Genomic DNA, 21,034 nt, shown 5'->3' on the forward strand with positions numbered 1-21,034 from the left:
CAGGATAGGGAAACCGGGGGCGGCGTGCCGCCGGGGAGGCTCCGCGCACGGTGCGGCCCGGGTACGGCGGCAGGCGCCCGGACCGCAGCCGCGGACGCGACGATGGACGTGTGCGACTCGAACCGATCACCTGGGAGCGGCTGACCGCGGAACTCGCCGACCGCATCGCGGACCTTCCGGCACGGGCCCTGTCCGAGGGGGAGGAGCGGCCGTGGCTCCGCGTCGGCGTCGACGGAGCGCCGCCCGCACGTCCGGGTGTGCTGGCCGGGCGGCTCGCCGAGGCGCTGCGTGTACGCGGCAGGCCCGTTCACGTCGTCTCGGCGGACGGCTTCCTGCGAGCCGCCTCGCTGCGCTACGAGTTCGGCAAACGGGACCCCGACGCGTACTACGACCTCTGGTACGACACCGGAGCGCTGTGGCGGGAGGTCTTCGATCCGCTGGAGCCGGGCGGCGACGGCCTCGTCCTGCCCGATCTGCGCACCTCTGCCGCCGACCGGCCCACCCGCAGCGCGCGGGTACCCCTCCCGCCGGGCGGAGTGATGCTCCTGCACGGGCCGTTCCCTGCTCGGCCGGTGGTTCCCCTTCGACCTGTCCGTGCACCTCGGGCTGTCCGCCGGGGCACTGGAGAGGCAGTCGGAGCCGGACGAGCGGTGGAGGCTCCCCGCCTTCGCCCGGTACGAGCAGGAGGCGGACCCGCGGGAGGCCGCCGACGTCTTCGTACGCGCCGACGATCTGCGGCGGCCCGCGTGGAACGGCCGCGACGGCTGACGCTGGCGGGCCTGGACGGACGGACGTGGGGGCGGCGGTGCGGACGGGGCGGGGTCAGCGCTCGGGGAGCCGCGACCAGAAGTGCTCGAGGACGTCTTCGAGGTACTGGCGTACGACGTCCGCTGCCGCGGTGCTGGTGTTCCGCCCGAGGGTGGCGGCCATCAGCGTCTGGTACTCGTTCTGCATGTCCCGCAGGGGGCCCTGCAGTTCACGCTTGTCGATCCCGGTCAGCTTGGAGATGGAGCGCACGTGGGCCTGCCAGCGGGTCGAGACCGCCTCGGTGAGCAGGCGGGTCAGCTCCTCCTCGTGTCCGGTGATGGCGACGAAGTCGCGCACGGGAAGTTCGAGGACGCTGCTGAGGTTGGCCGACTGGCGCTTGTCGCCCTCCCATCGCCCCGTCTCCTCCATGTGCCGGTAGGCGTTGAGGTCGATGCCGACCAGGCGGGCGACGTCCTCGGCGGACCTCCCGCGTGCCAGGCGGTGTTCGAGGAGGGTGCGGGGCGGGCCCATCAGCTCGCCGGGCGCGCACCACAACGCCCCGGCCAGCGCGGTCAGTTCGTTGGCGGTGGGCAGTGCGGCGCCGCGTTCCCATGCGGTGATGTGGTCAGGGGTGATGTGCGTCATGCCGTACGAGGCCCGCATGCCGTAGGCGACGTGTCCGGGGGCCATCCCGAGCTTCTCGCGCAGAATACGGGCGGCGCGCGCGTTGAAGGGGAGCGGTCTATGCACGGGCAGAGAGTAAGGAGTTACGTGGAGCAACTCCATGCCCGCTGTCGTCTGCATCCCGGTTTAGCTCGATAGGTCGAGGCTGATTCTGTAGGAAGCCACAGGAGTAGCGAGAGGTCCCCAACCACGGGATGCGGCCAACTAATTGTTTAAACCGCACTGCCGCGTATGATCCGCCTCGCACGGTGCCGCATGCGTGTTCGCACCACTACACGTCGCACGCTCCCGACGGCACTGCCGCTTTCCCCACTTACCTGTAGGTCCAGGAGACGCAGTCATGCAGACCAGCACGACGAGCCCGGCAGGGGCGCCGCCCACCAGAACCGGCGGCGCGTTCGACCGGTTCTTCCGCATCAGCGAACGCGGCTCGACATACGGCCGGGAGATACGCGGCGGGTTCGCCACATTCTTCACCATGGCGTACATCCTCGTACTCAATCCGATCATCCTCGGCAGCGCCAAGGACAAGTTCGGCGAGCAGCTGGACGCCACGCAACTGGCCACCGCCACCGCCCTCGTGGCCGCAGTGATGACCCTGATCATGGGCGTGGGCGGCAACCTGCCGCTCGCCCTGGCCGCCGGTCTCGGCATCAACGCGATCGTCGCCGTGCAGGTCGCCCCGCTGATGAGCTGGGACGACGCGATGGGCCTCATCGTCATCGAGGGTGTGCTGATCTCCATCCTGGTGCTGACCGGTCTGCGCGAAGCGATCATGCACGCCATCCCGCAGCCGCTCAAACAAGCGATCAGTGTGGGCATCGGCCTGTTCATCGCCCTGATCGGTTTCGTGGACGCCGGGTTCGTCACCCGTATCCCGGACGCCGCGAAGACCACGGTCCCCGTCCAGCTCGGCACCGGCACCCTCACGGGCTGGCCCATGCTGGTCTTCTGCCTCGGCGTGCTGCTGACGGTCGTCCTCCTCACGCGCAAGGTGAACGGCGCCATCCTCATCAGCATCGCCCTGATGACCGTCGTCGCCGTCGTCATCAACCAGCTCGCCACCGTCAAGAACTGGGGCCTGACCTCCCCGGACCTGCCCAGCAACCCCGTGGCGGCCCCCGACTTCGGGCTTCTGGGCAAGTTCGACGTGATGGGCGCGTTCGGCCAAGTCAGCATCCTGACCGTCGTCCTGCTGATCTTCACGCTCATCCTGTCCGACTTCTTCGACACGATGGGCACGGTCGTCGGCGTCACCGCCGAGGCGGGGCTCCTCGACGAGCGCGGCCAGGTCCCCGGCCTGGGCCGCGTCCTGCTGATCGACGGTGCGGCAGCCGTCGCGGGCGGTGCCTCGGCCTCGTCGTCGGCCACCACGTACATCGAGTCCGCCGCGGGCGTCGGTGAAGGTGCCCGGACCGGCTTCGCCAACCTCATCACCGGCGGCCTGTTCGCCCTCGCGCTCTTCCTCACCCCTGTGCTGACGATCGTGCCGCTCCAGGCCGCGTCCCCCGCCCTCGTCGCGGTGGGCTTCCTGATGATGACGCAGGTCAAGCACATCGACTGGGAGCGCTACGAGATCGCCATCCCGGCGTTCCTCACCATCGCCGTCATGCCGTTCACGTACTCGATCACCAACGGCATCGGCGCGGGCTTCATCGCCTACGTCGTCATCAAGGCCGCCATGGGCAAGGCGCGCGAGGTGCACTGGCTGCTGTGGGGCACCGCGATGCTCTTCCTCGTGTACTTCGCGATCGACCCGCTGGAGCAGCTCCTCGGGCTCAAGTAACAGCAGGGACGGACACAGGGGTGGCCCCGGCGCGGTGCGCCGGGGCCACCCCTCGTTCACGGGCCCGCTGCGACGACCGCCGGGTGCCGCACGGGAAGTTCGGCGAGAGCGGCCCGGGCCGTGGTCTCCGGGGGCGGCCGGGGGTCCACGTCGCGCCCCCGCCCGCGCGTTCACGCGGGTACGTTCATGCCGGCGCGGCGTCCGTCCTGCCGCCGTGTCCCGCACCCGCGCCCGCGCCCGCGCCCCGCGCGCCCGCGGCCGATTCGACGAAGACCGCGAAGCGGCGCGCCAGTTCGTACCAGGCGGCCGTCGAGGCGGGCTCGTCGAGCTGGGCGGTACGCACCAGCTCGGCCTGGTCGAAGCCCTGCCGGCGAAGCGCCTCCCCGTCCCACTGGCTGATGTGCTCCGGAGTGGCCTCCGGGTGGAACTGGACGCCCCACGCGTGGTCCCCGGTCCGGAACGCCTGCACCGGACAGCGCTCGCTCTGCGCCAGCCAGACGGCGCCCGGCGGCAGTTCGGTGATCGCGTCGACGCGGTGCTCGATCGCGTTGAGCTCGGCGGGCAGCCCCTGGAACAGCGGATCGCCTGCCGCCTCCGCTCGCAGAGTCACAGGAGTGCTGCCCGACTCGGGCTCTCCGTGCTCGGCCTGCACCGTCCCGCCCGCGACGTGGGCGAGCAGCTGCGCACCCAGGCAGACCCCCAGGACCGGCACGCCCGTGCGGAGGGCCTCCGCGACCAGCGCCCGGCCGGGTGCGAGCCAGGGGGCCCGCTCGTCGGCGTCGGGCATGTAGCCGCCGCCGAGGAAGAGAAGCGCGTGATGGCCGCCGAGGTCCGGCGGCAGCGGACTCCCGTCGTAGGCGTGCACGACGTCCAGGCCGAGTCCGTGTTCGGCCAGCCACTCGCCGAGCCGTCCCGGGCCCCCTCGGGGAGTGTTCTGCACTACGAGCACCCGCACCATCACGCACTCCTCATCGCCGCTGGACTGCGGACAGGATCTCATCGCCTTCCTGCCGCGCCGCCGGCGCCGGCGGGCCCGTCCCGTCCCTCAGCCGCCGACCGGACTGCGAAGTCCTCGCGGCCCCCGGTAGGTTCCCCGCATGAACAGTCCCAGCGAGTTTCACGCCGACCGCGAACTGCCCGGCAGCAGCGGTCCCACCGCCACCGTCGAGGTCGACCCACGGCGTGTGGGCCGGGTGCGCACCCTCTACGCCCCCGACCCGGACGGCGACCCGGACCCGGGCGAGATCGTGTGGACGTGGGTTCCCTACGAGGAGAGCGACGGACGGGGCAAGGACCGTCCCGTGCTGATAGTGGCCCGGGAGGACCGCGGCACCGTGCTGGGCGTCCAGCTGACGTCCCGCGAGCGGGCCGGGGACGACGGGTGGCTGCCCCTGGGCGCCGGCCCGTGGGACCGCAGCGGACGGGACTCGTGGGTCGGGACGGACCGGGTGCTGCGCGTGCATCCGGCGGGGATGCGGCGTGAGGCGTGCGCGCTGGACCGGGCGAGGTTCAACAGGGTGGTGCACCGCTTGCAGCAGGTCTACGGGTGGCGGTGAGCCGGGTGGCGGTGAGACGGGTTGCCGCCGGCGTCCTGTGACGCCCTGTCACGTGCCGGGGCCGCCCCGCGCACCGGATTCCCGTGCGACGGCGGGCTCCACGGCTGCGGGCTGCGGGAAAACGGGGGCGGACAGGCGTACGGCTACTTAACATGGGTCGCCCGTATGTGTGTTCGTCAAGTGACGTTTTGGTGATCACGCTCGCTTCCTGAGTGGGGATGACGATGCTCAGTGCCGCTTCAGTGCCGGCGAACAGCTTCACCTATGGGCTGATCACACCCGCAGCCGCGTACGCCATGGCCACACTGGGCAGCGCCGTGGGGCTCAGGTGCGCCATGCGGGCCCGCGCCGCAGCCGGAGGGCGACGAGGGGGATGGCTCGTCATCGGTTCCGTGGCCATCGGCTTCGGCATCTTCACCATGCACTTCGTGGCGATGGCGGGATTCAGCGTGGGCGTCCCGATCCAGTACGACATGGTGAGGACCCTGGAGACTCTGGGCCTCGCCGTGCTCGTCTCCGCTGCCGCGCTCTTCCTCGTGGGGAGCAGGCTGCCGAACTGGTTCTCGGTCCCCGTCGGAGGGATCATCCTCGGTCTCGGCGTCGCCTCCACCCACTTCTGGGGGATGACGGGCATGCAGATCGCCGGGGTCATGCGGTACGACACCCGCCTCGTGGCGATCTCAGCGGGTATCGCCGTCGCCGTGACCGTCATCGCGATGTGGTGCGCGGCCAGGGCGAAGCACCTCAGTACGTCCGTCGGCTCCGCCCTGATCATGGGGCTGGCCTTCACGGGCATGCACTACACGGCCATGAACGCGATGACCGTGCACCTCTACAGCGACTCCGGCGGCGCGGGAGCCCCGTCGGCGCTGGGCGTCCTCACTCCTGTGCTGGTCGGGCCGATGCTGCTGCTGACGCTCATCGCGCTCTTCGTGAGCCTCGACCCGATGATGGAGCAGGACGGGCGGCGCAAGTGGGGAACACGTCGAGGAGAGGCGGCCGGCGAGAAGCTGGAATGGACGCCGTTCGAACGCGGGTGACGCCACCCGCTTCCGCGGCAGACCTCGAGACGGCAAGTCCACGAGCGGAAGGCGGGCGAGGCGATGGCGACCACGGGCACCGAACAGCAGTTGGAGCCGATGCCGGGGGACTGGCAGCGTGCACTGGCCGTCGTCGCGCACCCGGACGACATGGAGTACGGGGCCGCGGCCGCCGTCGTGGAGTGGATCGCCGAGGGCAAGGAGGTCGGCTACCTGCTGGCCACGCGGGGCGAAGCCGGCATCGACGACCTCGAACCGGGGGAGAGCGCCCGGGTACGCGAGCAGGAGCAGCGCGCGAGCACCCGCACGGTCGGCGTCTCCACGCTGGAGTTCCTGGACCACCGCGACGGCGTGATCGAAGAGGGCGTGGCCCTGCGCCGGGACATCGCGGCCGCGCTGCGCAGGCACCGCCCCGAACTGGTCGTCACCCTCAACCACCACGACACCTGGGGCGGCCGGGCCTGGAACACCCCCGACCACCGCGCGCTGGGGCGGTCCGTGCTGGACGCCGTCGGAGACGCGGGCAACCGCTGGATCTTCCCGGACCAGCTGGAAGGCGGTGAGCTGGAGCCCTGGGACGGGGTGCGCTGGGTCGCTGTCGCGGGCTCCCCGGAGCCCACGCACGCCGTCCCGGTCGGGGAGGAGGCCGTACGGACGGCTACGGCGTCGCTCGCTGAGCACCGCGCCTACATCTCGGCGCTCAGCGACGAACCCGTGGAGGACTACGCCCGCTCGTTCGTCGAGTGGAGCGTCCGACTGGCGGCGGACAGGTTCGGCGGCAGGGAGTGCGTGGCCTTCGAGCTCTATTCGCGGTGACTCGGTCAGCGCCATACGGGGATTTGGAGGCCGCCGTCCGCTGCGGCGCTCACCGATGCCGGGCCAGGTCCAGCACCGTCAGTGCGGCGACCGGCAGCAGCAGCGAGGCGGCCAGCGCGGTGAGCCAGCCGTAGCCGGCGAGGGAGACGACCAGCCCGGACAGGGCCCCGCCCACGCCCGCCGACGCGTTCATGATCAGGTCGGAGAGCCCCTGGACCGAGGGACGGGCGGGCTGCGGCACCGAGTCGGTGAGCAGCGCCGACCCGGAGACCAGGCCCGCGGACCAGCCCAGCCCCAGCAGGAACAGGCCCGCCATCGACTGGACGTGGTCGCCGTCCGCCGTCCCGGCCAGCGCCGAGGCGCAGCCGATCAGCGCGACGGCCAGCAGGATGACGCCGAGCCGCCCGAACCGGTCGGCGAGCCACCCCATGACGGGGGAGAAGGCGTACATCCCGACGATGTGGGCGCTGATGACCAGCCCGATCAACTGGATGCCCGCGCCGTGGTGGCCGAGATCGACGGGCGTCATCACCATGACGGTGACCATGGCGGTGTGCGAGACGGCGATGGCCGTCAGCGCGAGGCGCGCGCGGGCCGAGGCGGCGACGGCGCGCAGCCCCGCGCGCAGCGACTGCTCGGAGGCGCTCGTTCGCCCGCCGCCCCCACTGCTCTCTCTACCGGGCCCGCCCGGTATGTCTTTTTCGGTGATACCGGTCCCGCCGGTCCCGGAGTCGACGGAGGCCGCTCCCGTGCCGTCCGTTCCCTGCCCGCGCGTCGCCCGGTCCGCGTCCTCGATCGCGCGGGCCGTCAGCAACGGGTCGGGACGCAGCAGCAGGTGCACCAGCGCCGCGGTGATCAGGAAGACGGCGGTCGCCCAGACGAAACCTCCCGCGGAGGCCGGGATTCCCAGTCCGGCGACGGATCGCCCCGCAGGGGAGGCGATGTTGGGGCCGAGGACGGCCCCGATGGTGGTGGCCCAGACCACGAAGGAGATCGCGCGGGCCCGCTGCCCGGGCTCGGCGAGGTCCGCTGCGGCGTAACGCGCCTGCAGATTGGCGCAGTTGGACGCGCCGAAGACCGTCATACCGGCCAGCAGCAGCGCGAAGCTGCCCATCGCCGCTCCCACCACGACGACCGTGCCGCCCACGGCGCCGATGAGGTACGCGACCGACAGGCCGACGCGCCGCCCCCGGGCGATCATCAGTGACGCCAGCGGCAGCGCCAGCAGGGCGGAGCCGACGACCGCGGCGGTCGACGCCAGCCCCGCCAGCGCCTCCGAGCCGCTGATGTCCTCGGCCAGGACCGCGGTCAGAGTCACCGCCGTCGTCACGCCGAGGCCGCCGAGCATCTGCCCGCTCACCAGCACGGCAGTGGTGCGGCGCCGCAGCGCGGCGAGCTCCCCTCCGCGCGGCGGTGCGCCGGGTGCGAGGCCCGGAGTGCCGACGGCACTGTCAGGTGCGTCGGCGTCTTTGTCGATGTCGGTCACGAGCGGCAGTCTGCCAGCGGCAGGGCTGTACGCCTACGGCGTATCGCGCCCCTCTTCCGCCGGTCAGCTCCCCCTTTCACGGTCGATCCGGGCCCCTCCCCGCAGGAGAGGGGCAGACGCGTCAGAACAGCGGCCGCGGAAGCAGCCCTTCCAGGGCGAGCAGCGCGCGCTTGGTCTCCGTGCCGCCGCCGAAGCCGCCCAGCCCGCCCCCGCTCTCGACCACGCGGTGGCAGGCCACGACGACGGGCAGCGGGTTCGAACCCATGGCCACGCCCACGGCGCGGGCGGCCCCGGGTTCGCCCACCCTCCTGGCGAGGTCCTGGTAGCCGGCGCTGACTCCGTACGGAACGGAGGCGGCCAGCTCCCTCAGCACCCGTTCGTTGAAGCCGCCGGTGAGCGACCAGTCGAGCGGGACGGTGAAGGAGTGCAGCTCACCCCTGAAGTAGGAGGCGAGCTCCGCGGCCGCGAGGCCGAGGGCGGGGTGGGGCAGCGACTCGCGCTCCCCGGAGAGGGCGTCGCCGACGTGGACGGGAGGCGAATGGAGGCGGCCCTCGAGCTGCGCGAGGGCCCGGTCCACGGTCGCCTGCCCGGCGTGGAAGACGACGTTGACGAGGCCCTCGTCCGTCGCGGCGAGCAGCAGGGGGCCGACAGGGGTGTCCCGCACCGTCCAGGACCAGGTGCGGACCACCGTGCTCGCCTGTGTCTCGTTCATGCGGGCACCCTAGAGGCGCCCACTGACAACGGCCGTCGCCGTGCGGGCACGGTGCGACGGCAGCAGTGGCCGAGGCCGCTGTGAGCGGGAGTCGGGAGTTCTGCGAGGTTCCCCTGGCCTGCACTCGTGTCACTGGACGTGGATGCACGGGTGCCCGGGTGCCGAACTGTGGTGTGGGGGGTTGGGTTCGTCCCTCATCGGGGCCGGGGGAGAGAGTGCGCGGGGGAGCGGGAGTCAGAGCCGTCTTGATCCGAGGATCGGCTCGTATGAGGAAACGTTCAGCCGCGTGTGGCTTCCCGTACCACGTCCGGGTAGTTGGAGATGATCCCGTCGACGCCGGCCTTGTCCACCGTGCGCGCCGTCGATCCGTCGTTCACCGTCCAGGTGAAGACCTCCATCCGGTCGCCGCGCGCGCCCTTCCTCGCGTGGACGGCCTTCACGTAGTCCTTCGTCGCGGCGGAGTAGGTCGGGTTGATCTGGTCGGTGAACTTCGCGTACGTGTCGAGCTCCGAGACCTTCGGATTGCCGAGGAAGCCCGTCTTGAGGGCCGGGTGCAGGTCGTGCGTCGTCTTGACCGACGCGGCGTTGAAGCTCTGGATGACGAGCTTGTCCTTGGTGTGCTTGCTGTCCAGCCAGCCGTTCTCGGACAGCTCCTTGAGGGTCTGCAGTTCGATGCCCGGATAGAGCTCCGGCGACTTCAGCTCCAGCAGGAGCCGCTGGTGGTTGCCCGTGATCGCCTTCAGGTACTTCTTGAGCGTCGGGACCTTTTCACCCTTGTAGTCGTCGCTGAACCAGCTTCCGGCGTCCAGTCTGCCGATCTCCTTGGCGGTGAAGTCGCGGATGTTCCACGGGGAGCGGTCGGGGAAGAGCTTCTCCACGTTGGTCGTACGGGCCAGCGTGGTGTCGTGCATGACGACGAGTTCGCCGTCCTTGGTGCGCTGTACGTCGTTCTCCACCCAGTCGAAGCCGAGCTTGTCGGCCTTCTCGACCGCGGCGAGGGTGTTCTCCGGGGCGTAACCGGAGGCCCCGCGGTGGGCGACCGTCACGGGTGGTGCATCGGCCTTCTTCCGCTTGGGGGCAGCGTGGGCCGGGGTCGCGGTGAGCGAGAGCGCGGCCATTCCCAGGAGCACACCAGTGGCGGTGGCTACGGCACGGCGCATCGACATTCGGGACTCCTCGCGTTCGTGCGAACACTGTCAGCTAGAAGCGTTCCCGTTGTGCGATACACGGAAGCAGAAGCGGAATGTCTTGAGTGTGAACGTGTCGCGACGCTTCGCGTTCGGCGGCCGGAGTCCGATGTCAGCGGCGGGTCGTACGGTGGGGAACATGCGGCCCCAGACCCAGATCGAACGCACCGTGGCGCCCTTCGAGGTCGTCAGCCCCTACCAGCCCAGTGGCGACCAGCCGACCGCCATCGCCGATCTGGCGCAGCGTGTCAGCGGGGGCGAGAAGGACGTCGTGCTCCTCGGCGCGACGGGAACCGGCAAGTCCGCCACGACGGCGTGGATGATCGAGAAGCTCCAGCGGCCGACGCTGGTGATGGCGCCCAACAAGACCCTGGCCGCGCAGCTGGCGAACGAGTTCCGGGAGCTCCTCCCGAACAACGCGGTGGAGTACTTCGTCTCGTACTACGACTACTACCAGCCCGAGGCGTACGTCCCCCAGACGGACACCTACATCGAGAAGGACTCCTCGATCAACGAGGAGGTCGAGCGGCTGCGCCACAGCTCGACGAACTCGCTCCTCACCCGGCGCGACGTCGTCGTCGTGGCCTCCGTCTCCTGCATCTACGGCCTTGGCACGCCGCAGGAGTACGTGGACCGCATGGTCCCGCTGAAGGTGGGCGACGAGATCGACAGGGACGACCTGCTGCGCCGCTTCGTGGACGTGCAGTACACGCGGAACGACATGTCCTTCACGCGCGGCACCTTCCGGGTCCGGGGCGACACGATCGAGATCTTCCCGGTGTACGAGGAGCTCGCCGTGCGCATCGAGATGTTCGGCGACGAGATCGAGGCCCTCTCCACGCTCCACCCCGTCACCGGCGAGGTCATCTCGGACGACGAGCAGCTCTACGTCTTCCCCGCCTCCCACTACGTGGCGGGGCCGGAGCGCATGGAGCGGGCCATCGCCGGCATCGAGGCCGAGCTGGAGGAGCAGCTCGCGCTGCTGGAGAAGCAGAACAAGCTGCTGGAGGCCCAGCGGCTGAGGATGCGCACCACGTACGACATCGAGATGATGCGCCAGATCGGCACCTGCTCGGGCATCGAGAACTACTCGCGCCACATCGACGGCCGCGACCCGGGCACCGCGCCGCACACCCTGCTCGACTTCTTCCCCGACGACTTCCTGCTCGTGATCGACGAGTCGCACCAGACGGTCCCCCAGATCGGCGCGATGTACGAGGGGGACGCCGCGCGCAAGCGCACCCTCGTCGACCACGGCTTCCGGCTGCCCTCCGCGATCGACAACAGGCCGCTGAAGTGGGAGGAGTTCCTGGAGCGCATCGGCCAGACCGTCTACCTCTCGGCGACTCCGGGCGCGTACGAGCTCTCCCGGGGCGACGGCTACGTGGAGCAGGTGATCCGCCCGACCGGGCTGGTGGACCCGGAGGTCGTGGTCAAGTCCACCGAGGGGCAGATCGACGATCTGGTGCACGAGATCCGCACGCGCGCGGAGAAGGACGAGCGCGTGCTGGTCACCACGCTCACCAAGAAGATGGCGGAGGACCTCACGGAGTACTTCCTGGAGCTGGGCATCCAGGTCCGCTACCTCCACAGCGACGTCGACACGCTGCGCCGCGTGGAGCTGCTGCGGGAGCTGCGCGCGGGCGAGTACGACGTACTGGTCGGCATCAACCTGCTGCGTGAGGGCCTGGACCTGCCGGAGGTGTCGCTCGTCGCGATCCTCGACGCCGACAAGGAGGGCTTCCTGCGTTCGGGCACCTCCCTGATCCAGACGATCGGCCGCGCCGCGCGGAACGTCTCCGGCCAGGTGCACATGTACGCGGACAAGGTCACCCCGGCGATGGAGAAGGCCATCGACGAGACCAACCGCCGCCGCGAGAAGCAGATCGCCTACAACAAGGAGCGGGGCATCGACCCGGAACCGCTGCGGAAGAAGATCGGCGACATCGTCGCGGACATCGCGCGCGAGGACATCGACACCGAGCAGCTGCTGGGTTCCGGATTCCGGCAGGAGAGGAAGGGCGGCGCGGGCGAGCGCGCCGGCAAGGGCAAGGCGCCCACCCCGGTCAAGCCGTCCAGCGCCAAGCAGCGCGGCGGCACGGAGGTGCTGACGGACCGTCCGGCAGCCGAACTGGCCGAGACCATCGAGCAGATGACGGAACGGATGCGGGCCGCCGCCGCGGAGCTGCAGTTCGAGGTCGCGGCCCGACTGCGGGACGAGGTCTCGGAGTTGAAGAAGGAGCTGCGGCAGATGAAGGAGGCGGGGCTGAAGTAGCCACCGGTGGCCAGTGGTGCACGGCGATCGGGCGGAGTGTTGCAAGAGCGACACAAAGGCGGTCGCCCTGACCGGCCCCTTCGCGCCGATGCGTAGGGTTCTGGAGAGTGACGGCCGCCGGGAGTGGAGGACGGCCGCGGAAAGTCGAGAGGGGAACGCACGTGTCGGTGAACTTGTCCAAGGGACAGGCCATCAGTCTGCAGAAGAGCGACGGAGGCACGCTGTCGGCGGTGCGGATGGGTCTCGGCTGGAAGGCGGCCCCCCGGCGCGGTCTGTTCGGCAAGCGCAGCAAGGAGATCGACCTCGACGCCTCCGCGGTTCTCTTCGCGGACAAGCAGCCGGTGGACGTCGTCTTCTTCCGCCACCTCGTCAGTGACGACGGCTCCGTCAAGCACACCGGCGACAACCTGGTCGGCGGCGCGGGGCAGGGCGGGGACGACGAGGCGATCATGGTGGATCTGCAGCGCGTCCCCGTCCACATCGACCAGATCGTCTTCACCGTCAACTCCTTCACGGGGCAGACCTTCGAAGAGGTGGAGAACGCCTTCTGCCGCCTCGTCGACGAGACCAACGGCCAGGAACTGGCGCGCTACACGCTGACCGGCGGGGGCCAGTACACCGCGCAGATCATGGCGAAGGTCCACCGCCAGGGCGACGGCTGGCAGATGACCGCCGTGGGCGCACCGACCAACGGCCGTACGTTCCAGGACCTGATGCCGGCGATGGTGCCGCACCTCTGACCGGTGTGCGGGGTGCACGGCAGTGAGCCCGTGCACCGCGCGAAGGGCGTCAGACGAGCAGTGAGGAAGCGCGCCGCCCCGCTCGGGGCGGCGCGGCGAGGGGGAGCACGAAGTATGGCTGTCGAGCTGGTCCGGGGGCAGAACCACCCGCTGCCAGGGGCCCGACTGGAGATCCGGGTGTCCGCGGCCGGGCCCGTCGTCGCGGGGGCGACGCTCAACGACGAGAACGGCCGGATGCGCGAGCCGGCTTGGATAGCTCACCCCGCGCAGCCCACCCTCCCCGGCCTGGAGGTCTCGCGGCAGGCGGCCGCGGACCACCGTCTCGCGGTCGACCTCGACGCGCTGCCCGCCGGGGTCCACCGGGTCAACGTGCTCCTCGCGCTGCCCGTCGGGGTGGGCGGCCCGCTGAACTTCGGTGCTGTGGCGGCCCCGTTCGTCGCCGTCACCGGACTCGACGGGACGGAGGTCGCCTCCTACAGGGCGACGGGCCTCGGTGCGGAGTCCGCTGTGGTGGCCCTGGAGCTGTACCGCAGGCACGACAGCTGGAAGGTCCGTGCAGTCGGGCAGGGGTACGCCGGAGGGCTGGCGGCGATGCTCGCCGACCAGGGGCTGCCCGCGGCGGAGGAGCTGGCCACGACGATCACCGACGCGGTCGCTGCCGGGATGGTGCGGTCGGTCGCAGCGCCGCCGCCCCGTACCGAGGAGGACAGGGCCCGCCGCGAGGCCACCGTCGGTGGTGCCCAGGGGGCAGCGGGAGCCGGCGCCGCCACCGGGCCGGGCAACTCCGGTACGGACGCGTCCGCGTCCGCGTCCGGGGACTTCGCCCCTCAGGCGCACGGGCAGCCGGGTGCTCAGGCGTCGCCCGCGCCGGGAGGCTCCGCGGCCGGGGGCGGCCGGATCGACTACCAGCACCCCGGGCGCGCCTCCGCGCCCTCTCCTGCTCCGCCGCCGGGGGAGGACGGCGCGTACGAACCCGTCGCGGGCGACGCCTCCGGCTGGAGCATGGACGAGCGCCTGTACAACCAGATCTGGGACATGTTCGAGGACTTCGCCCGGAGCGTCGCCGCGTACCGCTCGGCGGTCGACTTCGCCGAGTCGCGCATGGAGCAGGAGCTGGAGAAGGTCCTCGGCGACCCCCGCACCCGTCTCGGCCAGGCCGCCGACACGGCACGCACCGAGGCACGGGAGAAGCACGCCCAGCTCGTGGAACGGGCGCGCGGCGTACTCGACCGCGACCTGGCGCAGCTCAAAGCGGAGTCGGACGTCGTGGAGCCCGCCCTTCCCCCGGCGTTCGCCCGTTGGGACAACCCCGTCTGGCACGGCTACTCCAGCCCGATGGAGACTCCGATGGCGGTCCGGCTGGGCGACCTCAGCCTGCCGGAGGGAGTGGGCCTGCGCATCCCCATGCTGGTCAGGCTGCCGCTGGAGCGGGGCCTGTGGATCGACTGCGGACATCAGGGCTCCGGGGCGTCCGCGCTCGTGGACGCCGACGAACTGCGGCACATGGCGGCCGAGACGGCCACGGCGATCGCCGCACGGCTCGCGGCGGTCTACCCGGTCGACGACTTCACGCTCAACGTGATCGACCCCGCGGGCTCGGCGGCGGAAGCGCTGGCACCGCTGCTGGAGACGGGCGCGCTGCCGGAACAGCCGGCAGCGGGCGCTGCGGGCGTGAGCGCGACGCTCGAGAGGCTGACCCAGCGCGTCGATCTGGTGCAGATGGCCGTGCGCAGCGGCGCCACCGACGCGCTGCCGCCCGATCTCGACACGGCCGAACAGCTCCTCGTCGTCCACGACTTCCCGCACGGTTTCGACGACCGCGCGGTCAACCAGCTGCGGTACCTCGCCGACGAGGGCCCGTCCGTCGGCGTCAACCTGCTGATGGTCGCCGACCGGGAGGACGCACGTTCGTACGGGCCGGTGCTGAGCCCTCTGTGGCGGGCTCTGCTGCGCATCACCCCTGTCCCCGACGATCATCTGGCCGACCCGTGGGTGGGCCATCACTGGACGTACGAGCCGCCGCTGGTGCCGCGCAGGAGCAGGGTGCTGACGCAGGTGCTCCAGCAGGTGGTGCAGGCACGCAGGACGTACGGCGGCGGCTGAGGGTGTGGCGGTGAGGGCCGGGCGCAGTCGGGTCCGATAAGTGCACCGACCAGTCGTTCTTTACGCTTCTTGGGGTGCTGCTTTACTCTTCTTTTGCGGAGGGGAGTATTCCCGCCATCCTTTGCGGCGTGCTCGTCAATACGGACCGGATGTGACCGGTCCCGGGGCGCCGGCCCGGCACAGCAGTGAGCGCAACGGCGCCGCAGCACGCCGGGCGGAAGAGACCTCCGGCCGATGCGAGTACGCGAGCCGGAGGATGCGTAGATGGATGTCTCCCTGAACGTCTGGGTTCTGACGATCGTCGGAATGTGCGCCCTGATCGCCGTCGACTTCTTCGTCGGCGGGCGCAAACCCCACGAGGTCTCCCTCAAGGAGGCCGGGGTGTGGACCGCGGTCTGGATCGTGCTGGCAGCGCTCTTCGCGGTCGGCCTCTTTCTGTTCGCGGACGCGGAGTCGGCGGGCGAGTTCACCGCCGGTTACGTCACGGAGAAGTCGCTCAGCGTCGACAACCTCTTCGTCTTCGTCCTGATCATGGCGAAGTTCGCCGTGCCGTCGGTCTACCAGCAGCGCGTCCTCATGGTGGGCGTGCTGATCGCGCTCGTCCTCCGGGCCGTCTTCATCGCGGCGGGTGCGGCGGTCATCTCGACCTTCTCGTGGGTCTTCTTCATCTTCGGCGCCTTCCTCATCTGGACGGCCTGGAAGCTGATCAAGGATGCGCGGCAGGACCACGACGAGGAGGAGTACGAGGAGAACCGCTTCCTGAAGATGGTCGAGCGGCGCTTCCCGTCGACGGAGGAGTACCACGGCACGAAGCTGTTCGTCGTCGAGAACGGCAAGCGGCTGATGACGCCGATGCTGATCGTGATGCTGGCAATCGGCTCGACGGACGTGCTGTTCGCGCTCGACTCCATCCCCGCGATCTTCGGCCTGACCGAGGACCCGTACATCGTCTTCACGGCCAACGCCTTCGCCCTGATGGGTCTGCGCCAGCTGTACTTCCTCATCGGCGGGCTGCTGCGGAAGCTCGTGCACCTGTCGTACGGCCTGTCCGTCATCCTCGGCTTCATCGGCGTCAAGCTGGTGCTGCACGCCCTGCACGAGGCCGGGGTGCACGTGCCGGAGATCAGCATTCCGGTGTCCCTGGGCGTCATCTGCGCCGTGCTGGTGGTCACCACCGTCACGAGCCTCGCCGCGTCCCGCAAGGCGGAGCGCGAAGGCAAGGGCGGCAAGGGGCCGGGCGGCGGCCAGGGCGGCAAGGAGGACGCGGGGGTCTGAGGCCCGGCCGTCCCCCTGCGAAGCCGCGACGCTCCGCAGGGGGACGGCAGGTGACCGGACCGGGTGCCGTCCGGGCATTCCCGCTTCCTGGCCGGTCAGGGGCGCCCGCCCCGGCGGCCTACCGGACCAGCTTCACCTTCCTCTCCGTGCGCTCGCCGTTGACCGTCACCCGCAGCTCGACGGTGCCGGGCCGCAGCGCGGTCAGCGTGCCGGAGCGCGGGTCGTACGAGGCAGCGCAGCGCTTCCCGCCACGCCGCGGCGGCCCGTCGTCCCGGACGCAGAGACCGCCGGAACCGGACCAGTCCGCGCTGAGGGGCCAGCCGACCGGTACCTCGCGGGCGGCTTCGCCCGTCCCCTGGACGACCGACGCCGACGCCCGCCCTGTCTCGCCCACGTTCAGTTCATCGGGAGCCCGCATCGTCAGCTTGTCGACGTGGGCCCTCGTCTGGGCCGCGATCCAGTCGTCGTCCGGTGAGCTCCCTGGCCCCCCGGAACGTGCCGCGTCCTCGTCGACGCCGAGCAGCGACCACCCGGTGAAGCCGCCCTCCCCGGGCGGAGCGGCCGGCGCCTTCCCGGAGTTGCCGTTGACGAGGTAGGGCACGCCGTCGATCCGGGAGGCGTCGAAGACGCCCACGTGCGAGCCGATGAAGGCGGTCCCCTTGCCGGAGCGGGTGCGGAAGTCGCCGAGCCACTTCTCCAGCAGGTCGGCCTCCATGCGGTCGGTCAACTGGCTCGCCTGCTGCCCCGTCGGATCGCGCGGCGGGACGTGCTGCACCACGGTCACCGACGTGACGGACGGGTCCTTCGCCGCGGCGTCCAACTGCCGCCGCAGTTCCTGGATCTGGGCGAACCCTCCGCCCCGCAGCGTCAGGGACGACGTGTCCAGCGTGACGAACCGCGTGCCCCTGTGGTCGAACGTGCGCTGTGCCGGGCCGAATTCCTTGACGAAGTTGCCGACGCTCCCGCCCATCACCTCGTGGTTGCCGGGCACGTAGATCCACTTCACGTCCTCGCCCAGCTCCTCCGTCAGCACCTGGCGGGCGAAGCGCAGGTCCTCCTCCGAGCCCTCGTCGACCAGGTCGCCGTTGACGAGCACGAAGTCGGGGCCGGCCGCGCGGATCTCCCTGAGCGTCCGCCGTGCCTGACGTACGACGGCGCTGTCCGGATCGCGCGCCACGAACTGGGCGTCTGACATCACGGCGAAGCGCCAGTCACGTCCCGCGACGTCCGACGCCGTGGAGATCAGCGGGTCCTGCGGGCGGGAGGCGGCCGGCAGATCGACGTCGGGAGGCGTACGCGCCACCAGCTCGTCGACGACGACCTCCCCGGTGTACTGCTCGGCGGGCCGGGTCTCCGCCAGGTAGAAGCGCTGCAGCCGCAGCGGGTACGAGACGCTCTCCGGGACCTCGAAGACGACCTGCTGCCAGCCCTCCTCGGTGAGGTGCGCGCCGCGCAGCACCTGATCGGTGCCGGCCGCGTCCTTGAGATGGAGCGACGGCCACGCTCCCTTCCCGTCACTCTTGATCCACATGGTGAAGCTCTGCGGCTGCCCCGAGACGGGGACCTCCTGCGGGGGGCCCGCGTAGACGGCGCGGGTCGCCGTCGACCGGGTGAAGTCGTACGTCATCTTCAGACCTGTGCCCTCGCGGCCTCCGGGGTCGGCGGCCAGCGAGCCCTCCGCGCGTGCGGCACTGAACTTCCAGTCGGCGGCGTCGTCGAAGGCGGCGACCTTCTGGTCGCGCAGGCCCACCGTCACGGCGAGACGCGCGGTCCGGCCCTTGACCTTCACCGTGACGACGTCCGACGCCGAGTCCTGCCCGGGCCGGGCCCTGACGGTGAAGCCGCCGCGAGCCGGGTCCGGCGAGATGACGAAGCGCGAACGGTCGTACTCCAGCCGGGCGTCGGCCGGGTCCACGGGCGCGCTCGTGCCTCCGGCGTCGAAGCCGACGAGGCCGAAGGAGCCCTGCGCCCGGTCGCCCGCCAGTCCGACCCGCTCCCGGGTGGGCCGGATGCGGTCGAGCTCCCCGATGACGGTCAGCTGCGTCGAACCGCGGGCACGTCCCTCGTACGCGTTCACGTCCGTCGTACCGGCGTGCCGGGCGCGGAAGACACCGGAGGCGTCGACCCTGCCGACGTCCGGACGGGCCGCCTTCCAGCGGGGGCTGCCCTCGGCCGGGCCGTACGTCTCGTCGTACCCGGCAGCCGTCAACTTCCGTGTGAGGCCCGGGAAGACGCGCTCCGGGTGTCCTCCGGGGACGTTGCCGGCAGTGGGTGCCGACGCCGGGTCGGCGGCCGTCTCCACCCAGAAGCCCTTGAGGCTGCCGCTGCCCTCCGGCGCGGTCACGGCGATCCCGTTGGGGACCTCGCGCTGCTCGCCGTCCGACGGGGCGTTCTCCAACTGGGGGCTTCCGGAGCCGGGTTCGCGGGCCAGCAGGGTGGCGGAGCCTCCGCCGTCCAGGTTGATGGCGTTGTAAGCGCCCAGATCCCGCATCATCAGGGCGAGTTCGGTGAGGGTGACGCCGCCGGACGCTGCCTGGCGCCCGTCGACGCTCATCACGTGCATCGTCGAGCCGTCCCGTGAGAACCCGACCGCGGTGCGCGGTGCCGTCGCGTTGTTGGGCCTGCCCTCCCAGTCCTGCGCACGCCCGTCCACGACGAGCAGACCGCGGCCGCCGACCGCCGTACGGGGCACGGGACTTCCGTCGTCCGTGCGGACGCGGTACTCGATCCCCACCTTGTCGCCTTTCTCCAGCGCGGAGAGCTTCTGCGCCCCTGCGTCACGTCCGACGAGAACCGTGGTCCCTTTCTCGACGGGGCCGTCCCCGGGCTCGTCCGCGACACCGGTGACCCGGCCCCGCCGGAGCGTCACCTCGGCGGCGTCCGGGTCGCTGTCGGTGGTCAGCGCCCGATCGGCCCTGCCCCACTGGGAGTTGTAGGCGCCGATGCCGTTCTCGGGCACATTGGCCGCGTTGTACGCCGCCAGGGGCTCCTTGCCGTCGGGGAGGTTGAGGGAGCCCTCGAAGTAGAGGTCGAGGATCCGGCCCGCGGCGCCGGGGCCGAAGCCGAGGGATTCGCTGTTGCCGGCGGCGGGGGAGTGGGTGGCGCGTCCTTCGCGCAGACCAGGGCCGAGCGGTGCGCCTGTCTCGTCGATGTCGAAGAAGTCGGCGTTGAACGCGGCGACGGTGCGCCGCCCCTTCCCCGGATCGTGGTCCTTGACCTGCTCGGTGACGGTCTTCGGCGTGGAGACCTCACCGGAGGAGAGGTAGTCGGCCTGCGTTCCGCCGCTGCCGCCGAGTTCGACGCTGAGCGCGTCGGCCCGCAGCCACTTGTCGGACTCCAGCCGCTGGAACGACGTCAACCGTGCCCCGGGGGCGACCGGCCGGCTGGTGCGCGAGAGCTCCATGCCGTCGCCGTCCGGCACGCCGGCCCTGCCTGCGGCAGCAGGCAGCGGAGCGGAGTGGACCGCTGCGGTCGTCCGGACGGAGCCCGGCGGCGCCGAAGCGGCTCCGGCGGCGGGCGCCTGACAGAGCGTCAGGACAGAAAGAACGGCCACTGCGGGAAGCAGCGGCCGGGCGAGGACTCTTCGGTGTACGTGAACTCGTATCACAGCAACCCCTACAAACACGGGAGTTTCGTGCGCTATCTGCGCACACCGTCGCGAAGAGTCCCAGCGGATACCGGACTGCACCAGACGGTGCGGCGCAATCCACGGAAATCAGCACTCAACTGCCATGCATGAAAAGGAGGTTGAATTCGCCCGGGCGGTCCCGGCCGTCGGCCGGCCCGGCGTGATCTTGACGGGTACGAGCCGTCAGGCCGTCAACTCCGCCCCTGCCCGCGGAGCTTGCCCCGGCCCAGGGGACGTCCACGAACTCGTCCGGGGCCGGTCGTGACGCGGCGATCCGGGTTACAGCCAGCCGGCCTTCCCGACCACGTCTGCGGCGACCTCGCCGACCGGGCGCGTGGTCGCGTCGACGGTGAAGTCGTCGACGCCCGCCCGGTCGAGGATCCCGTCCAGTTCGCCGGCCCTGGCGAGGTGCCAGCGCAACGCGTCGGGCTGGTTCTCGTGGCGGCGCCTCAGCCGCTTGCGGACCGTGGCCAGTTCGGCCCGGAGCCGGCACACCGTGAGCTCGACGCCGAGCGCGTCGCCGCACTGCCTTCGGCCGTCGGAGTCCTCGACCACCCCGGCGACCACCAGCCGGGCCGCACCGGCAGCGAGGTTGTTGCCGGCGACGCTGCGCAGGTTCCGCAGCATCATCGTGACGTTGAAGCGGTCTCCGGGAGGGGACGGCCACGACTGACGCAGCCAGTCCAGGTCGATGACGGCGTTGGGAATTCCGGCGTCCGTGAGGAGACCGCCCACCGCCCCGGCCACCGAGGTCTTGCCGACGCCGACGGTGCCGTTGATCAGGAGGGCGCCGGGCACGAGAGAGCTCTCCGCACGCATGCGCGGACTCTACGGCTCACCGGTCGCGCCCTCACCCGCATTACGCCCTACCTGCATTACGCCGACACCTGCATCGCACACGTGGTGGAGCCCCGGCACGGACGCGGTCCGTACCGGGGCTCCAACCGTTGCCCGGACTCCAAGGCTTCGCCGAGCGAGACCCGCACCGGGGCGAGCGGC

General features: G+C 71.0%; 15 protein-coding genes and 1 pseudogene. 9 read left to right on the forward strand and 7 right to left on the reverse strand.

All coding sequences use genetic code 11. The features are described from left to right. The first annotated feature begins 110 nt into the window (after positions 1–110). Positions 111–768, forward strand: a pseudogene (locus IEY56_RS16375) (nucleoside/nucleotide kinase family protein). Positions 769–822: 54 nt separating this feature from the next. Here the strand turns inward: IEY56_RS16375 and IEY56_RS16380 are convergent. Further along, a complete protein-coding gene (locus IEY56_RS16380; protein WP_229711944.1) occupies positions 823–1,497 on the reverse strand; it encodes a helix-turn-helix domain-containing protein in 675 nt (224 codons plus the stop codon). A 274-nt stretch (positions 1,498–1,771) separates the two neighbouring features. On the opposite strand from IEY56_RS16380, the gene IEY56_RS16385 reads away from it, so the two are divergent. After that, the gene (locus IEY56_RS16385; protein ID WP_189037936.1) at positions 1,772–3,217 is read left to right on the forward strand and encodes an NCS2 family permease; all 1,446 of its coding nucleotides are present in this window, start codon (positions 1,772–1,774) and stop codon (positions 3,215–3,217) included. Positions 3,218–3,401: 184 nt separating this feature from the next. Here the strand turns inward: IEY56_RS16385 and IEY56_RS16390 are convergent, their stop codons facing one another. Next, positions 3,402–4,175: a type 1 glutamine amidotransferase gene (locus IEY56_RS16390; RefSeq protein WP_189038060.1), complete on the reverse strand. Its 774-nt coding sequence runs from the start codon at positions 4,173–4,175 to the stop codon at positions 3,402–3,404. Between the two features lie 139 nt (positions 4,176–4,314). Between IEY56_RS16390 and IEY56_RS16395 the strand changes: the two genes are divergently transcribed. From IEY56_RS16395 to IEY56_RS16405, 3 genes are all read left to right on the forward strand, one after another. Beyond that, complete coding sequence (locus IEY56_RS16395; protein ID WP_189037937.1) at positions 4,315–4,773, forward strand: type II toxin-antitoxin system PemK/MazF family toxin; 459 nt, start codon at positions 4,315–4,317, stop codon at positions 4,771–4,773. Positions 4,774–4,991: 218 nt separating this feature from the next. Then, entirely contained in the window at positions 4,992–5,813 is an 822-nt protein-coding gene (locus tag IEY56_RS16400; protein WP_229711945.1) for an MHYT domain-containing protein, read from the forward strand. Positions 5,814–5,876: 63 nt separating this feature from the next. Next, positions 5,877–6,629: a PIG-L deacetylase family protein gene (locus IEY56_RS16405; protein ID WP_189037938.1), complete on the forward strand. Its 753-nt coding sequence runs from the start codon at positions 5,877–5,879 to the stop codon at positions 6,627–6,629. A gap of 49 nt (positions 6,630–6,678) precedes the next feature. Here IEY56_RS16405 and IEY56_RS16410 read toward each other — a convergent pair whose 3' ends face one another. The 3 genes from IEY56_RS16410 to IEY56_RS16420 all read right to left on the reverse strand — a co-directional run bounded on the left by IEY56_RS16410 (position 6,679) and on the right by IEY56_RS16420 (position 9,993). Next, complete coding sequence (locus IEY56_RS16410; protein ID WP_373292106.1) at positions 6,679–8,106, reverse strand: MFS transporter; 1,428 nt, start codon at positions 8,104–8,106, stop codon at positions 6,679–6,681. 130 nt (positions 8,107–8,236) lie between these two features. Continuing rightward, entirely contained in the window at positions 8,237–8,827 is a 591-nt protein-coding gene (locus tag IEY56_RS16415; RefSeq protein ID WP_189037939.1) for a methylated-DNA--[protein]-cysteine S-methyltransferase, read from the reverse strand. A gap of 278 nt (positions 8,828–9,105) precedes the next feature. Next, entirely contained in the window at positions 9,106–9,993 is an 888-nt protein-coding gene (locus IEY56_RS16420; RefSeq protein ID WP_189037940.1) for a glycerophosphodiester phosphodiesterase, read from the reverse strand. A gap of 160 nt (positions 9,994–10,153) precedes the next feature. Between IEY56_RS16420 and uvrB the strand changes: the two genes are divergently transcribed. The 4 genes from uvrB (at position 10,154) to IEY56_RS16440 (ending at position 16,407) form a co-directional block, all read left to right on the forward strand. Then, entirely contained in the window at positions 10,154–12,289 is a 2,136-nt protein-coding gene (gene uvrB / locus IEY56_RS16425; protein ID WP_189037941.1) for an excinuclease ABC subunit UvrB, read from the forward strand. Positions 12,290–12,450: 161 nt separating this feature from the next. Next, positions 12,451–13,029, forward strand: a complete 579-nt coding sequence (locus tag IEY56_RS16430) for a TerD family protein (protein ID WP_189037942.1) — start codon at positions 12,451–12,453, stop codon at positions 13,027–13,029. Positions 13,030–13,143: 114 nt separating this feature from the next. Then, complete coding sequence (locus IEY56_RS16435; protein WP_189037943.1) at positions 13,144–15,132, forward strand: TerD family protein; 1,989 nt, start codon at positions 13,144–13,146, stop codon at positions 15,130–15,132. 264 nt (positions 15,133–15,396) lie between these two features. Then, entirely contained in the window at positions 15,397–16,407 is a 1,011-nt protein-coding gene (locus IEY56_RS16440; protein ID WP_189037944.1) for a TerC family protein, read from the forward strand. Positions 16,408–16,525: 118 nt separating this feature from the next. On the opposite strand, the gene IEY56_RS16445 is transcribed toward IEY56_RS16440, so the two are convergent. Then, positions 16,526–19,810, reverse strand: a complete 3,285-nt coding sequence (locus tag IEY56_RS16445) for a phosphodiester glycosidase family protein (protein ID WP_189038063.1) — start codon at positions 19,808–19,810, stop codon at positions 16,526–16,528. 504 nt (positions 19,811–20,314) lie between these two features. Further along, positions 20,315–20,854, reverse strand: a complete 540-nt coding sequence (locus IEY56_RS16450; RefSeq protein WP_189037945.1) for a hypothetical protein — start codon at positions 20,852–20,854, stop codon at positions 20,315–20,317. Positions 20,855–21,034: the final 180 nt, after the last annotated feature.

The sequence above is a fragment of the Streptomyces daqingensis genome, assembly GCF_014645895.1.
GTDB lineage: Bacteria > Actinomycetota > Actinomycetes > Streptomycetales > Streptomycetaceae > Streptomyces > Streptomyces daqingensis.

Coding starts and splice junctions, on each gene's coding strand:
- IEY56_RS16385 (WP_189037936.1), top strand. CDS start 1,772: ATGCAGACCAGCACGACGAGCCCGGCAGGGGCGCCGCCCACCAGAACC.
- IEY56_RS16390 (WP_189038060.1), bottom strand. CDS start 4,175: ATGGTGCGGGTGCTCGTAGTGCAGAACACTCCCCGAGGGGGCCCGGGA.
- IEY56_RS16395 (WP_189037937.1), top strand. CDS start 4,315: ATGAACAGTCCCAGCGAGTTTCACGCCGACCGCGAACTGCCCGGCAGC.
- IEY56_RS16400 (WP_229711945.1), top strand. CDS start 4,992: ATGACGATGCTCAGTGCCGCTTCAGTGCCGGCGAACAGCTTCACCTAT.
- IEY56_RS16405 (WP_189037938.1), top strand. CDS start 5,877: ATGGCGACCACGGGCACCGAACAGCAGTTGGAGCCGATGCCGGGGGAC.
- IEY56_RS16415 (WP_189037939.1), bottom strand. CDS start 8,827: ATGAACGAGACACAGGCGAGCACGGTGGTCCGCACCTGGTCCTGGACG.
- IEY56_RS16420 (WP_189037940.1), bottom strand. CDS start 9,993: ATGTCGATGCGCCGTGCCGTAGCCACCGCCACTGGTGTGCTCCTGGGA.
- uvrB (WP_189037941.1), top strand. CDS start 10,154: ATGCGGCCCCAGACCCAGATCGAACGCACCGTGGCGCCCTTCGAGGTC.
- IEY56_RS16435 (WP_189037943.1), top strand. CDS start 13,144: ATGGCTGTCGAGCTGGTCCGGGGGCAGAACCACCCGCTGCCAGGGGCC.
- IEY56_RS16440 (WP_189037944.1), top strand. CDS start 15,397: ATGGATGTCTCCCTGAACGTCTGGGTTCTGACGATCGTCGGAATGTGC.
- IEY56_RS16445 (WP_189038063.1), bottom strand. CDS start 19,810: ATGGAGCTCTCGCGCACCAGCCGGCCGGTCGCCCCCGGGGCACGGTTG.
- IEY56_RS16450 (WP_189037945.1), bottom strand. CDS start 20,854: ATGCGTGCGGAGAGCTCTCTCGTGCCCGGCGCCCTCCTGATCAACGGC.